The 13,891-nt window shown below is 34.8% G+C and carries 13 protein-coding genes and 6 tRNA genes; 5 read left to right on the top strand and 14 right to left on the bottom strand.

Translation table 11 applies throughout. The features are described from left to right. Window positions 1–163: 163 nt before the first annotated feature. Window positions 164–958: an SDR family oxidoreductase gene (locus QL232_RS04790; protein WP_168880318.1), complete on the bottom strand. Its 795-nt coding sequence runs from the start codon at window positions 956–958 to the stop codon at window positions 164–166. 177 nt (window positions 959–1,135) lie between these two features. Here QL232_RS04790 and QL232_RS04785 point away from each other — a divergent pair, with 177 nt between their 5' ends. Both QL232_RS04785 and QL232_RS04780 read left to right on the top strand, forming a co-directional pair. Further along, entirely contained in the window at window positions 1,136–2,305 is a 1,170-nt protein-coding gene (locus QL232_RS04785; RefSeq protein ID WP_281613303.1) for an iron-containing alcohol dehydrogenase, read from the top strand. Between the two features lie 250 nt (window positions 2,306–2,555). Next, window positions 2,556–2,963 carry a hypothetical protein gene (locus QL232_RS04780; RefSeq protein ID WP_281613302.1) on the top strand — a complete coding sequence of 136 codons (408 nt, stop codon included), beginning with the start codon at window positions 2,556–2,558 and terminating at the stop codon, window positions 2,961–2,963. A 41-nt stretch (window positions 2,964–3,004) separates the two neighbouring features. Here the strand turns inward: QL232_RS04780 and QL232_RS04775 are convergent, their stop codons facing one another. The 12 genes from QL232_RS04775 to QL232_RS04720 all read right to left on the bottom strand — a co-directional run bounded on the left by QL232_RS04775 (window position 3,005) and on the right by QL232_RS04720 (window position 9,807). Continuing rightward, entirely contained in the window at window positions 3,005–3,631 is a 627-nt protein-coding gene (locus tag QL232_RS04775) for a ferric reductase-like transmembrane domain-containing protein (protein WP_281613301.1), read from the bottom strand. A 27-nt stretch (window positions 3,632–3,658) separates the two neighbouring features. Beyond that, window positions 3,659–3,973, bottom strand: a complete 315-nt coding sequence (locus QL232_RS04770) for a hypothetical protein (protein ID WP_168880314.1) — start codon at window positions 3,971–3,973, stop codon at window positions 3,659–3,661. Window positions 3,974–4,029: 56 nt separating this feature from the next. Then, on the bottom strand, window positions 4,030–4,578 hold the full coding sequence (locus QL232_RS04765; RefSeq protein ID WP_281613300.1) for an RNA polymerase sigma factor: 549 nt from the start codon (window positions 4,576–4,578) through the stop codon (window positions 4,030–4,032). 202 nt (window positions 4,579–4,780) lie between these two features. Then, entirely contained in the window at window positions 4,781–5,170 is a 390-nt protein-coding gene (locus QL232_RS04760) for a VOC family protein (protein WP_281613299.1), read from the bottom strand. Between the two features lie 72 nt (window positions 5,171–5,242). Continuing rightward, a complete protein-coding gene (locus QL232_RS04755) occupies window positions 5,243–5,644 on the bottom strand; it encodes a hypothetical protein (protein WP_281613298.1) in 402 nt (133 codons plus the stop codon). A gap of 133 nt (window positions 5,645–5,777) precedes the next feature. Further along, complete coding sequence (locus QL232_RS04750) at window positions 5,778–9,011, bottom strand: VIT domain-containing protein (protein WP_281613297.1); 3,234 nt, start codon at window positions 9,009–9,011, stop codon at window positions 5,778–5,780. 199 nt (window positions 9,012–9,210) lie between these two features. Further along, window positions 9,211–9,282, bottom strand: a tRNA-Glu gene (locus tag QL232_RS04745). Window positions 9,283–9,315: 33 nt separating this feature from the next. Further along, window positions 9,316–9,387: transfer RNA gene (locus tag QL232_RS04740), tRNA-Glu, on the bottom strand. A gap of 33 nt (window positions 9,388–9,420) precedes the next feature. Further along, window positions 9,421–9,492: transfer RNA gene (locus tag QL232_RS04735), tRNA-Glu, on the bottom strand. Window positions 9,493–9,525: 33 nt separating this feature from the next. Beyond that, window positions 9,526–9,597: transfer RNA gene (locus QL232_RS04730), tRNA-Glu, on the bottom strand. A 33-nt stretch (window positions 9,598–9,630) separates the two neighbouring features. Further along, a tRNA-Glu gene (locus tag QL232_RS04725) sits at window positions 9,631–9,702 on the bottom strand. A gap of 33 nt (window positions 9,703–9,735) precedes the next feature. Continuing rightward, window positions 9,736–9,807, bottom strand: a tRNA-Glu gene (locus tag QL232_RS04720). A gap of 145 nt (window positions 9,808–9,952) precedes the next feature. Here QL232_RS04720 and QL232_RS04715 point away from each other — a divergent pair. The 3 genes from QL232_RS04715 to QL232_RS04705 all read left to right on the top strand — a co-directional run bounded on the left by QL232_RS04715 (window position 9,953) and on the right by QL232_RS04705 (window position 12,512). Further along, entirely contained in the window at window positions 9,953–10,717 is a 765-nt protein-coding gene (locus QL232_RS04715) for a TIGR02757 family protein (protein WP_281613296.1), read from the top strand. Window positions 10,718–10,811: 94 nt separating this feature from the next. After that, a complete protein-coding gene (locus tag QL232_RS04710; RefSeq protein WP_168880308.1) occupies window positions 10,812–11,207 on the top strand; it encodes a cytochrome c in 396 nt (131 codons plus the stop codon). Between the two features lie 138 nt (window positions 11,208–11,345). Continuing rightward, a complete protein-coding gene (locus tag QL232_RS04705; protein WP_168880307.1) occupies window positions 11,346–12,512 on the top strand; it encodes an AIR synthase related protein in 1,167 nt (388 codons plus the stop codon). Window positions 12,513–12,573: 61 nt separating this feature from the next. Here the strand turns inward: QL232_RS04705 and rsgA are convergent, their stop codons facing one another. Further along, window positions 12,574–13,638: a ribosome small subunit-dependent GTPase A gene (gene rsgA / locus QL232_RS04700; RefSeq protein ID WP_281613295.1), complete on the bottom strand. Its 1,065-nt coding sequence runs from the start codon at window positions 13,636–13,638 to the stop codon at window positions 12,574–12,576. Window positions 13,639–13,891: the final 253 nt, after the last annotated feature.

Raw genomic sequence — 13,891 nt, 5'->3', positions numbered from 1 at the left:
ACTATGCTATACTATGTAACAGTATTACAAAAATATATTAATAAATGTTTATAAACAATGAATATTTATTCATTTATAATAAAAAAGTGATTACAAAATAAAACCAGGTAATCTATAATGAATAAGTTTACCTGGCTTAATAGTATTCTAATTGAAATGCCCTTTACTTTAGACCGTAAGCATTTCTAATCATTTTTTCTGCCATTTTATCTGGAAGGAATCTTTTAGCAAATGCTAGTAAACCAGCATTTCCACCGGAAACATAAACAGGCGATGGAGCTTTAGACTCTACCACTTGCATTACAGTATCGGAAATTACATTTGCCGACTCTGCCTTCGACATACTTCCTTTTACACTCTCTCTGATATTATTCGCATAAGGATAATACTCTGAATCTTCTCCACAGTTAAAATCAGGAACAATGTTAGAGGCAATATGATTGGGTTCTACTAATGCCACTGTTACATTAAACTCTTTCATTTCACTACGTAATGATTGAGTAAAACCAGATAAAGCAAATTTAGTAGCACAATAACTTGAGTAATAAGGTGCTGCAAAGCGTCCATTTAAAGAACCGATATTAATAATAATACCACTTCTTCTTTCTCTCATTTGTGGTAAAACTTTTTTAGTTAAATGGATTAACCCAAAGAAATTGACCTCAAATAAATAACGTAATTTATCTAACGACGTTTCTTCAACAGGTCCGATTTGAGATTGTCCTGCATTATTTACTAATACATCAATTTTCTCATCTTTGATTTCTTCCCAACAAGCATCAATACTTTCAATACTCGATACATCTAAAGCCACATACCGTACTCCTTCTAGCTTGTTTTTTACTGTCTCTGGATTTCTAGATGTTCCAATCACATTATAGCCTTTTGACAAAGCAGATTGAGCGATAGATTTACCAATTCCAGACGACGCTCCTGTAATAAAGATTGTCTGTTTCATTGTTATCAATTATTTGTTGCGAAGTTATACATTAGATTGAAAAGGCCATCAATATCGGTTGCAAAAATTTAAACATTTTATTAGTCATTTTAGTAATAAGTAGTGATCTTTAATAGAACGAAATATTTAATCATCAATCAATTAGAAATCACATACTTTAAATAGCAATTCTAGTCCATGAAAAACTTTGAACTTTGGAACCCAACTCGTTTAGTGTTCGGTGAAAATCAATTAGAAAACGTAGCAAAACATATTCCTGCAGGCACAAAAAATATCTTGATGGTATTTGGCGGTGGCAGTATTAAGAAAAATGGTGTATACGATACAGTAAAAGGTGCCCTGAAAGAATATAATGTCATTGACTTCTCGGGTATTGAACCTAACCCTAGATATGAAACCATCATGAAAGCTAGAGAAGTCGCTTTAGCCGAAAATATTGACTTTATTTTAGCTGTAGGTGGAGGGTCTGTCATCGATGCATGTAAATTCTTATGTGTTGCTATACCTTTTACAGAAAGTGATCCTTGGGATATTATTAAAAAAGGTCTAGGTAAGAAAGTAACGGAGGCTGTTCCTTTTGGTACAGTGTTAACCCTTCCTGCAACTGGTTCAGAAATGAACTCTGGATCTGTGGTAACCAGAGAAGGCACAAAAGAGAAATTAGCTTTCGGAGGTCCTTTATGCTTCCCTAAATTCTCTGTATTAGACCCTAGAGTTGTTGCATCATTACCACAGAGACAAATCGTTAATGGCGTCACAGATGCTTTCACTCATGTTTTAGAGCAATACCTAACCTACCCTGCACAAGCTCCACTACAGGATAGATTTGCAGAAGGTATATTACAGACTCTAGTAGAAATTGGACCACAAGTAATTGCTAACCCTGGTGATAGTACAGTTGCCGGTAACTTTATGTGGTGTTGTACGATGGCATTAAACGGTCTTATTCAACAAGGTGTTCCTACCGACTGGGCTACTCACATGATTGGTCATGAACTTACTGCTTTATTTGAAATCGACCACGCTCGTACCTTGGCGATCATTGGTCCTAACTTATACAGAGTGATGTTCAATAATAAGAAAGATAAATTAGTTCAATATGGTGAAAGAGTTTGGGGTATCACTGAAGGTAGTGAAGAAGAAAAAGCCCAAGCCACTATTGAGAGAACTGTAGAGTTTTTCCATTCTATGGGTATTAAAACTAAAATATCTGACTATACAGATAATCATTCAGATGTTGCTAAGACTATTACTTCTCGTTTTGAAGAGAGAAAGTGGTTAGGTCTAGGCGAAAGAGGTGACATCACCTTAGAAAAGGTTCAAGAAATTGTAGAGATGAGTATCTAATTTATAGTATTCAATAATGAGAAAGGGCTTACAAGTTATGATTCTGTAAGCCCTTTTTTTATTGAATTGATTAGTGTATCTATTTTAGATTAACTTTATTACTTCATCCATTCTATACTTATCCAACATAAACTAAATGACCTTACGTGAACTAATTGATTTCAAAAATGAAAAAGGATTTCAAAAGACCTGTAAAAGCTATACGATAGTAGGTCTAGGTATAATCGCCTCATCCTTCATCTTTGTATTTATGGCAGTCACAAACCTTCCTCTCTCACAAAAAGAATTTGTAAAAATCACCGGAGAATTGGATAATTTTAGACAAATAGAGATTGGTAAATATAAAATGCCCAATACACTAATAAGGCTCAAAAATCACCCACAAATTGAATTTAACCTAGATGATGTCGTTTCTATTCACACCATTAATAATTATGTTGAGAATAATTCACAGCAGATTACCTTTAAATTAGGAGTTCCCGAAAAAGAACTATCCTACAATAAAGCAACAATTAATGCCCACTTTATAATTGAAATGAATAATGATGTTATACAGAGCTATGAAGATTATTTTGAAAAGACACGATCAAACCAAGTAACTTCATTATTTATGTTTTTTGGAATGTTTGCCATTGGGTCTCTTTTCATTTTAGGGTAGTTGGTATTTCCTAGATAATTACTCAACTGCTCAGCTCTGTATCATCTTAATCTTTTCCTTTTCAACCTAAATCTTATAATACGTTCCTTTACTTCAGGGATTCTAATGATAAATCCTACACCAACAACAACAGCATAGATTATCCATGTTTTCTCTAAAAGGGCAACATGTATCAAACTCAGAACAATGGCTGCATAAGCATACTTCTGAAGTTTCTTCCATTTACTTTTTAATCGTCGCATTGAGTTTCTATTCGATGTGAAAAGTAGTGGAATTAAAATCAATACTGCAATAAAACCTGCGACATAATTTACTTGAGTAAAAGTTTCTAGAAACCCTTCCATCCAAATAAAAATGATAAAGTGAAGTATACTCCAAACGGCTGCTGCGATACCCATTGCCTGTCGAACAAAAAGATTAGTGACTCCAAATAGAATAAAAAATGGAGTACAAGTTAGAACAGCAGTCATCCAACGAATTGCAAACTCACCTGTGACATGGTATAACATATCCAATGTGCTTCTACCACCTTTACCCGTATTTTCTACTAAGGATAATGTCAATCCATTGACCCAATCCATATTAATCATTTTTGATAAAACGATAAGAGGTAATGAAGCCAGGATGGTCACGATAATCCATCCGTAGTTTTTCTTAATAAATGCCATTCTGACTTGTTGTTTGTTTTGTTAGAATTAATGTGAATCGTTGTCGCTTGCTTCTTTTTGTTCTGAAGAATCTACCCTATTTCTAAACTCTTGCATAAACTTTTCTCTATGCATCATTTTACGACCTCGATTCCCAAATGAACGTCTTCCTCCTCTACCAAATAAGATTTTTGACATCGCCAATAACCCTAAAGATTGAAAGAAAGATATGGTTGTCAACCCAAAAATCTCAGGCATTAACCAATTCCATAATTGCATAAAAATAAAGGTAATCGCCGTAATAATTACCGAACCAAATACTATTTTTTTTGCTATAAACTTCTTCTTTGAAAACTTTTCCATAATTCTTATTTCGTTGGATCATTTTAAATGATCTGTTGTACCATAATTTTCAACAATTAGTCTTTCATTAACTTGAATAGACTTTCTAATTGTTCTCTTAGATACAAAACAGCATATCGCTTTCTACTAATAAGTGTATTGACTGTTAGCCCCGTAAAATCAGAGATCTGTTTAAAGCTATATCCTTCCAACTCATGCCATTCAAAAACCTCTCTTTGCTCTTTAGGTAGTTCGTCTAGCCTTAATTGGATTTCCTCCCAAATCATATCTTTCATTAATTGTTCATCAGGCATCATTTCTAAGGAAGGTAACAGCTCCATTAAACTTAGACCTTCCTCTTTATCATTTACCTTCTGATCTTCGATTGAGAGGGGCTTCTTTTTCCTACGGAAATCAATAATCTTATTTTTTGCGACAGAATAGAGCCAAGAGATTGATTTGAGCAAATCAGAGATCTCATCAAATCCCCCGACAAAACTCAAAAATACATCTTGGGCAATGTCTTCTGCATCTTCCATAGAACCGACTTTTCCTTTAATATAATTTGTCAGACGCCCCTGTTCCTGTGTGAATGTATTTTCGATATTTTGTTTTTTCTCTGCCATAAATTTTTGTATCTACCTCTTAAGTCGGATAAGAGGAGATAATATTTTACAGAAAGTGATTTTTTTTCAAAATTGATGTAAAATGGAAAAGAACTTAAGAATCAATCATTGAAAATCCCCGCCTACGTTCATTACACAAATTGGGTTGCTAGTTATAATAATTGAAATTATTGATGAGCAAAAAACAATACTATCGATAGTACTATTTTTCATAGAGTTCAAGCGGTAAGTGATCTGGATCTTCAAAAAAGACAAATCTCTTTTCTGTATGTGGGTCAATCATTATTTCACCAACTTCGACACCATACTCTTTAAGCATACTGATGTTTTCTTCTAGGTCATCTACTTCAAAACATAAATGTCTTAAACCTCTTGCTTCAGGGTAAGACGGTCTTTGGGGTGTATTTGGAAAACTAAAAAGTTCTATAAGGTAATTCCCTTGAAAAGATAAATCCAACTTCCAAGAATCTCTTTGTTCTCTATATACCTCACGTATAATTTCGAGTCCTAATACCTCTGTATAAAACTTCTTCGAACGTTCGTAATCTGAACAGATAATGGCTATGTGGTGTAATTTATTTAAAGCTAGCATGATCATTATTTGGAATAAAAAAGGCACACTCAAAAACTATTGAGTGTGCCTTAAAGGTAGGGTTAATTTCTATTATTCTCCCTTTAATAATTTGATTTGATCTTTCAATAATGAAATGATCTCTTCTTTATCTTTCAACTGAGCTTTTAGTGATTTCACCTCAGCTTGTAAAGCATCAGCACCTGAAGAAGCTTCAACCTCATGTTCAACTTCAGCTTTCTTTGCTTTTTTCTTTTTCTTCTGTTTGATTTCTACTCGAATGTTTTTTGTTTCCGGATCATCCTTGACCTCGTTTACTTCTACATCCACTGAAGCAGCTTGCTCCTGTGCCTGTTCTACGGCCCCTTGAACCGCTTCAAATACATTCTTGATGGTAGACTTCACTTTGTCCTTTTGCATTTCGTCTTTCATACGTGGAAATACAAAATCATTTAAGATATCCTCAAATGGATTGTGTGGATCTTTCTTACTCATAATATTTAATTAATTTGACATTGTTAGAAAGTGATACTAAATAAAAAGGTTTTGTTTATCTATTTAGTTCACTCCTCATTTTTAGTTATAAGTAAGTTAACGAAATTAAATGAAAAATGGTTTCTATTCTTCTTTAATTTGCCACTTTACAAGATACATTTCCAATATCGTATACCTGTTTACCAACGCCTTCCAATTGTAAGTTCAACTCCTGTTTGTCTTCGTCTTTTGAAGAATAATTAGAATAAACCAAAGCTCTTAAACTAACTGGACCAAATAAAGACTGTTTACTATTTCCATAGTAATGTACTTTAATCTCAAAATCGCCATTATATCCATATTTTAGCCTAAACTCCTCAGGACCATATCCTCTTGTAAAATCTTGAGACATTCGACCGCCAATCTTTGTGTTTTTATGACTGTAAAAGCATTTTTCTCCTAATGGATCTATCACCCAAAGGTCAATATCAGTATCTAAAAGATCCCAGTCAATCACTACTCGTAGATCTAAAGGCATAGAGTAAATAAATCGAGTATCTATAGCGGTAATATCAAGTTGATCTTTGTGAAGTGTAATCAACCTATTCATTTCATGAAGGATAATCAACTCAATATTTCCAAACCTGTTGTTAACATCGCTGTCCCATTCATTTTCAATAATAAAATACAACTGATCCAAAGCTTTCTGATAATTTCCTTCATCTTCATATAAAAACGCAAGGTCTCTATAATTCTGAGGTTCAAATGGACGTAACTCTATCAATTTATTAAAAATGTACTCAGACTCTTGATAACAGCCAAAAGATTGAAGTTTCCTTCCTAAGTTTCTTAAGAGTTCATGACTTTCTAAATCCAACTCTGCTAGATTAGTAATGACCTGTATTCCTTCTTGTTTTTTTCCTGAAGTGAAAAAGTATGAAGCAACATCATAATAAAATGAAGGAGACATTTTGTATTCTTCCTTTAACAGGAGATATGTGGACCACTGTTTATTCACATCCTCTGATTGAATTTTTTGTAAATATTCAGCACCAGAATCGTAAGGCACCAATTTAGATTTGACCTTCTTCTTTTTATTTTTCTTTTTCATTACGACATCTGTATCTTCTGCATCTCCCCAAGAATCTTCCACCTCCCTATCTGCAAAACTCTCCTCCTCAAATTCCATAACTTCTTCTTCATCACTAACTACAACTACACCTGCTACAGAACCTGCAAGCTGTTGTTGTTGACGTGTAGTCCCATAACCTACAACGACAACTTCTTCTAATGCTTGATTGTCTTCAACTAGAGACACTATTATTTCTTCTCCAGAATTTTCAGATACATCTACATCTGTCGACAAAAAACCAATATAATTGAAAGTTAGAATTGCATTAGTAGGTACTAATAATTCAAATTCACCATCAATATTTGTCACAATTCCTTCACTAGTATTTTTAAGATGAACAGAAACTCCAGGTAGAGGATTGTCATTTTCTAAAACGACCCCTTTTACCAACTTTCTTTCTTCAGAGTATGTTCTATCATCGGAAATACTATTTGAACTTGATTCCCCATAATTCGTTAAGACAGGCTTTTTTGGTTTAGGAGGAACATAATTGCTCATATCTTTTACAGAATTCCACCAGTCGATATCACTTTGAAATTCTTCATATACCCGATCTAATCTACTTTTATATACTTCTTTCTTCTTTGTTTTTGACAAGGCCAATAATTTATCATATTCCTTACGAAGAGATGATGGCGGTACTATTTCATGCCTTACGTAGTCTTCTACATTATCTAGCACAATAAATGAAGTGTAATCCGTCACGATTCCATATTTCAAAGACAATGAAATAATTTGTTCTTTATACCTCTTTGGCATCAAGCTTAATTCATTGATTTGCTTTTGAGCCCATAATCGCTCAAATGTTGGATAATACTTTTCTGATTGTTTAATGATGATTTCTTCCGAATACAATACTTTCTGAGCTGTACCAATATTTACTTTCAGCTTTGCCTGTTTCGACAGTACCTTCCCTGCTATCGACAAATCTGTCTGATAAGCTTGTGGTGTACTTGGGTAAAGCCCTTCAACCTGGCCTTCTAATACTTCTACACCTAAATACCTAATGGTTGCTGTTGTTAGTTTCTTAATAGCCGACTTAATTGTCTGCTCATTCAGGTTAATAAACTCTCCATTATTCTGATTAGCGACAGCAGACATATAATTTGCATTAATAGTCTGACTAGAACTGATCATGAATAGCGTAGTATTTAATTTGAATAGTTGTGCTTCCGAGAGGTTAGAAATTCCATTAGTAAAAATCCAACTCTCGCCCTTATCCTTAGTATCTATTATTGTATCGTCCAGCTTACTACCACCATCATACTCCAAAGACGAAAGGTAATTGATAAGCTTATCCGAGTTCCCTTCTTTTATAGTAAATTTCTTCTGATCTTTTACTTGAAAGTTGAATGGCTTAACAGTAACAACTGTATTTTTATTCCATTCAAAGTATTTTTTTAATAACCCTAATTCACTTTTAATATCACGATCATCAAATAAAGAAGAAACATCCCAGTAAATAGTCATTGAAGATGGTTTCACTTTCACCACGGGTGATAAGATAGGTTGAGTATTGAAATTAAATGTATAATCGTTTGACAGTTTCCCTTTAACTGCCAAATAATCTTTTTTTGCTTGATCAATGGGCAACAGTAATGAGAGCTTTGATTTCAGAAATTGATCATTACTTTCAAGCTTTGCAATAGTAGATCTATTTAATCTCTTAAAATCTAATTTTAGACTGCCTGGTGCATACAACTGCTCATTTATTTCTTCGTTGATTATCTCTACATCTACTTTAAATTCTTTCAATTTACTCTCAAAAGTCAAAGGAAGTTGGTAGTTAAATTTCCCATCTAGTTGTGGCAACTCCTCTTCAAAAGTGATTTTACATTTTTTGTATGCCTTGGGGTTTATTGGATAAAGCCTAGTCTTAAAATTATTTCCAACTGTCTTTTCTAATATGGCAGGGTCAACGTTTTGCCTCACTACCTCTTCAAATACTTTCTTTGCTTTATCTTTTTTAACTACTACACCATCTCTCCACTCATTATTAATATCCAACGCAAAAGCAGACACTGTGGATCCTTCTTTCAATGGAAAATTTAATTCCCCTTCCAAAATTCGATTCCCATAATTATAGAAATGCATTTCCATGGTAGTTGTAGCGATATTATCAAGGATTTCTACACTTACAAATAGTTTCTTTAAAGCGACAGAATCTTCTTCAGTTTGAACATTATTAATGTTTACAAATTGAGCCTGAAGCGTACAAGACATTAACAAAAAGAATAGTAATAGTTGATGTTTCATAAGAGAGCCGTTTGAGTAAAATAATCTTTTCATCAATATAACATTGATTCCCCTTTACTCTCTGTTTACTAATGTTAAGTGTTGAATGGAGTTGCGTTATACTATGTTAATGAGAGTAAATAAAAAGTTTAAGATAAATTCGAGGTTCAGAAAAGTATAAAGCAAAAAAAATCCTGTCTCATTTCTGAAACAGGATTTGTACTCCGTACGGGATTCGAACCCGTGCTACCAGGATGAAAACCTGGCGTCCTAACCCCTAGACGAACGGAGCGGGGTATTGATTTTGAGTCTCAATCAGACTTTGTACTCCGTACGGGATTCGAACCCGTGCTACCAGGATGAAAACCTGGCGTCCTAACCCCTAGACGAACGGAGCGGGGTATTGATTTTGAGTCTCAATCAGACTTTGTACTCCGTACGGGATTCGAACCCGTGCTACCAGGATGAAAACCTGGCGTCCTAACCCCTAGACGAACGGAGCGGGGTATTGATTTTGAGTCTCAATTAGACTTTGTACTCCGTACGGGATTCGAACCCGTGCTACCAGGATGAAAACCTGGCGTCCTAACCCCTAGACGAACGGAGCGGGGTATTGATTTTGAGTCTCAATCAGACTTTGTACTCCGTACGGGATTCGAACCCGTGCTACCAGGATGAAAACCTGGCGTCCTAACCCCTAGACGAACGGAGCGGGGTATTGATTTTAAGTCTCAATCAGACTTCGTACTCCGTACGGGATTCGAACCCGTGCTACCAGGATGAAAACCTGGCGTCCTAACCCCTAGACGAACGGAGCAACTGTTTTTTGCGAGTGCAAAGGTAATAGAGTAGTGCAATCACTCCAAACGATTTTCAAAAAAAAAGAATAAAAGTTACAATCATTAAGAAAATATCATCATTTAATGTCTATTTTGGGTACCTAAAGATTATTTTTTTATAAAATGAAAGAACTTTTAGATCAGAGTTTCAAAAAATACAATCAACCAAACTTTATTCAAGACGACCCGATTTGTATTCCCCATTCTTTTTCAAAAAAGCAAGATATAGAAATTATGGGTTTTTGGGCAGCAGTTTTAGCCTGGGGTCAACGTAAAACCATTATCAATAAATGTAGAGAGCTTGTTGCGTTAATGGATCATGCTCCTTATGATTTTATCATGAATCATGAGGAAAGTGATCTGGAGAAGTTTTTATCTTTCAAGCACCGAACTTTTAATGATATTGATACGCTATACTTTTTATCATTCTTCAAAAGACATTATTCCAATTATGAATCTTTAGAAGATGCATTTTTGTTAGGTTATACTCCTTCTGACGAAAATGTCGAGAACGCATTGATTCAATTCCATAATTATTTCTTCGATGATGAAGATGCTCCTCAACGCACTAGAAAACATATTGCTACACCACAGAGAAATTCTGCTTGTAAGAGGATCAATATGTTTTTAAGGTGGATGGTCCGAAAAGATGACAAAGGAGTAGATTTTGGGATTTGGGACACTATACAACCTTCTCAACTTATTTGTCCGTTAGATGTTCATGTAGAGAGAGTCAGTAGAAAATTAAAATTACTTGAGCGTAAACAATCTGATTGGAAATCGGCCGTTGAGCTTACGAATCACTTAAAACAATTTGATGCTCAGGACCCTGTAAAATACGACTTTGCTCTCTTTGGTTTAGGTTTGGAAAAGTTTGCATCGAGCTAGTATTTTGTTGAGATAGATCACCATTCAGAAATACAAAAAAAACTATATTTGTTTACATAAACGTAAAAAACACACTTACATAAACATAATTATCATGAAATACAGAATGTTACTCCTCAGTTTCCCTGTAATAGCCCTCTTATCATTTGGAAATTACAGTCCATTGGAAGAAAGTATTAAAAGAGGTCAGGGAGTTTACATGGTAAACTGTATGCATTGTCATCAACAAGATGGTGTGGGTGTTGAACCTACTGTACCTCCTCTTGCTGGTGTAAAATATTTAGTAGAGAATAAACATCAAGCAATCCGTCAGGTTTTACATGGTTTGGAAAAACCAATAACGATAAATGGAATTACTTATGATGGTAGTATGCCGAGGCAAGGAGCTCTTTCCGACCAAGAAGCAGCAGACGTTTTAAACTACATCAGAAACTCTTGGGGAAACAAGGCTGATATGATTACTGCAGACGATGTTGCGATGGAGAGATAAGCCTAACATGATGAGTTATAAGAATTTCACATTATAAATGTTTAATAATCTGTATAAATAATCTATTTTTGCAGCATCAGTCCATGGAGATTGAAATCCCCATGGGCTTTTCATTTTTTTCCAATCATATCGAATCTCATGCAAGAGCGATACGCACAGCGCGGAGTTTCCGCCTCAAAAGAAGATATCCACAATGCAATTAAGCGTTTGGACAAAGGCTTATTTCCTAAAGCATTTTGTAAAATTGTTCCTGATATTTTAACAGGAGACGAAGACTACTGTGCTATTATGCACGCTGACGGCGCGGGTACTAAATCATCATTAGCATACCTATATTGGAGAGAAACAGGTGATATGTCTGTTTGGAAAGGCATTGCCCAAGATGCTATTATCATGAACACTGACGACTTATTATGTGTTGGTGCCGTTGGTAGTACATTGCTTTCTTCAACAATTGGTCGTAATAAAAATCTAATTCCTGGTGAAGTTATTTCTGAGCTTATCAATGGTACTGAAGAAGTATTACAGATGCTAAGAGATAACGGTTTTGACATTCATTCTACAGGTGGTGAAACAGCCGACGTAGGTGACTTAGTAAGAACTGTGATTGTAGATTCTACTGTAACTACTCGTATGCGTAGAGACGAAGTGATCGACAATAGCAATATCAAAGCAGGTAACGTAATTGTAGGTTTAGCTTCTTACGGACAAGCTACTTATGAATCTGAGTACAATGGCGGTATGGGTTCTAATGGACTTACATCTGCTCGTCATGATGTATTCGCTAAGTATTTAGCAGAAAAGTATCCTGAAAGTTTCGATCCTCAAGTTCCTAATGATCTCGTTTATTCTGGAACTCAAAAGTTAACTGATGCAATTGCTGATTTAACTTTAGATGCTGGAAAATTAGTACTTTCTCCAACTAGAACATATGCCCCAATTATCAAAAAGGTATTGGATGAACTACGTTCAGAAGTTGATGGTATGGTACACTGTAGTGGTGGTGCTCAAACTAAAGTTTTACACTTTGTGGACAATGTTCATGTTGTAAAAGATAACTTATTTGATGTTCCTCCGTTATTCGAGATGATCCATAAGAATAGTGGTACAGACTGGAAAGAAATGTACAAAGTATTCAACATGGGACATAGAATGGAAATTTATATCGATGAGCAACATGCCCAAACTATTATTGACATTGCCAAATCTTTCAATGTAGACGCGAAAATCATTGGTCGTGTTGAAGCGAAAGAGTCAGGTAAATCATTAGATATCCATTCTCAATTTGGTACGTTTTCATACTAAGTCTTTTTTGACTTATTGCATATAGAAAAGGCAGCACTTTTAGAAGTGCTGCCTTATTTTTTTATCGATTTTTTATACGTTTGGCATCTTTTACCATTCTGGCTAATGCTTTTCCTTTACGACGTTTCTCCAACTCTGAACTCTCATAGTGTTCTTGTTCTCTCTGGAGCTTCATGTAATTATGATATGCATCCTCTGGAATTTCACCTGAGTTGACTGCTTCAATCACTGCACATCCCTTTTCATGTTCATGTGTACAATCTGAGAACCTACATTGAGAAGCTTTTTCTTGAATTAATGGAAACGTATGTTCCAGTCCATGCTGACTATCTACCATACCTACTTCTCTTACGCCTGGATTGTCGATTAGAATTCCTCCAGAAGGCATTAAAAATAATGAACGATAAGTTGTAGTATGTTTACCTCTATCATTCCTTTCTCCAATGCTTCCTGTGGTCATCATTTCATCTTTCAATAAAATATTGATCAAAGAAGATTTTCCCACACCAGAAGAACCCAGAAAACAGTATGTTTTCCCTTCTTGAATTAGAGCAGTCAGTTGTTCAATACCAATTTGCTGATCAACTGAAGTGCAAAGCATTTCAACACCAATCAATCTGTTTTCAACTTCCAACTTAATTTCTTCTAATTCTAGATCAGAAACTAAATCGACTTTATTCAGGATAAAAACAGGCTGAATATTAGCGTCATAACACAGTGTCATGTAACGCTCTAATCTGTTGATATTAAAATCTCTATTGACTCCCTCTACAATAAAGGCAACGTCTATATTTGAAGCAATATATTGTGCTTCTCCTGATTTACCTACTGCCTGACGTTTTAGGACTTGATCGCGATAAACTACTTGATGAATTAAGGCTTTCCCTTCATCGTATTCTGTGATACTTACCCAGTCTCCAACGATGGGATAATCAGACCTTTCTTCTGCAGTGAAGCGTAGTTGTCCTGTTATTTCAGCTTCATATACACCAGATTCATTTCTAACAATGTATCTTTCTTTATGTTCTGAAACTACTCTAGCAATTTCACCTTGAAATAGAGGACCTAAATTATTCTGAATATTTGAATTATAGCCTAATGAGGCATTTGTGATTTTTGATTCCAATGTTTTGTTTTTTTTATCGTTGTGTTTTTCAAAAAAAAGGGTACGAAAAACCGACAGATACATGATTGTACCTAAACAAAAATTTGGCATAGATAAAGTTGTACCTGTCGGATTATGCCGAGATCAAGTACACCATAGGTGAGTGATATGTATTTAAATGTGTCATACTATCAATTACGGAATAAAAAATAAGAAGTCTAAATTCTATTGAAATTAGAAACATCTATTAAGCATTGAGTCTACTTTACAATAA

The sequence above is a fragment of the Flammeovirga sp. SubArs3 genome, assembly GCF_947387565.1.
GTDB classification, from domain to species: domain Bacteria; phylum Bacteroidota; class Bacteroidia; order Cytophagales; family Flammeovirgaceae; genus Flammeovirga; species Flammeovirga agarivorans.
The sequence above is the reverse complement of the archived record's forward strand: the minus strand, read 5'-3'. Positions and strand labels throughout refer to the sequence as shown.

What these genes read in the sequence shown, in the direction of transcription:
- QL232_RS04765 (WP_281613300.1), bottom strand. Translation starts at nt 4,578, where the DNA reads ATGGCAGAGAAAAAACAAAATATCGAAAATACATTCACACAGGAACAG.
- QL232_RS04750 (WP_281613297.1), bottom strand. Translation starts at nt 9,011, where the DNA reads ATGAAACATCAACTATTACTATTCTTTTTGTTAATGTCTTGTACGCTT.
- QL232_RS04715 (WP_281613296.1), top strand. Translation starts at nt 9,953, where the DNA reads ATGAAAGAACTTTTAGATCAGAGTTTCAAAAAATACAATCAACCAAAC.
- QL232_RS04775 (WP_281613301.1), bottom strand. Translation starts at nt 3,631, where the DNA reads ATGGCATTTATTAAGAAAAACTACGGATGGATTATCGTGACCATCCTG.
- QL232_RS04785 (WP_281613303.1), top strand. Translation starts at nt 1,136, where the DNA reads ATGAAAAACTTTGAACTTTGGAACCCAACTCGTTTAGTGTTCGGTGAA.
- QL232_RS04705 (WP_168880307.1), top strand. Translation starts at nt 11,346, where the DNA reads ATGCAAGAGCGATACGCACAGCGCGGAGTTTCCGCCTCAAAAGAAGAT.
- QL232_RS04710 (WP_168880308.1), top strand. Translation starts at nt 10,812, where the DNA reads ATGAAATACAGAATGTTACTCCTCAGTTTCCCTGTAATAGCCCTCTTA.
- QL232_RS04755 (WP_281613298.1), bottom strand. Translation starts at nt 5,644, where the DNA reads ATGAGTAAGAAAGATCCACACAATCCATTTGAGGATATCTTAAATGAT.
- QL232_RS04760 (WP_281613299.1), bottom strand. Translation starts at nt 5,170, where the DNA reads ATGCTAGCTTTAAATAAATTACACCACATAGCCATTATCTGTTCAGAT.
- QL232_RS04770 (WP_168880314.1), bottom strand. Translation starts at nt 3,973, where the DNA reads ATGGAAAAGTTTTCAAAGAAGAAGTTTATAGCAAAAAAAATAGTATTT.
- QL232_RS04780 (WP_281613302.1), top strand. Translation starts at nt 2,556, where the DNA reads ATGGCAGTCACAAACCTTCCTCTCTCACAAAAAGAATTTGTAAAAATC.
- QL232_RS04790 (WP_168880318.1), bottom strand. Translation starts at nt 958, where the DNA reads ATGAAACAGACAATCTTTATTACAGGAGCGTCGTCTGGAATTGGTAAA.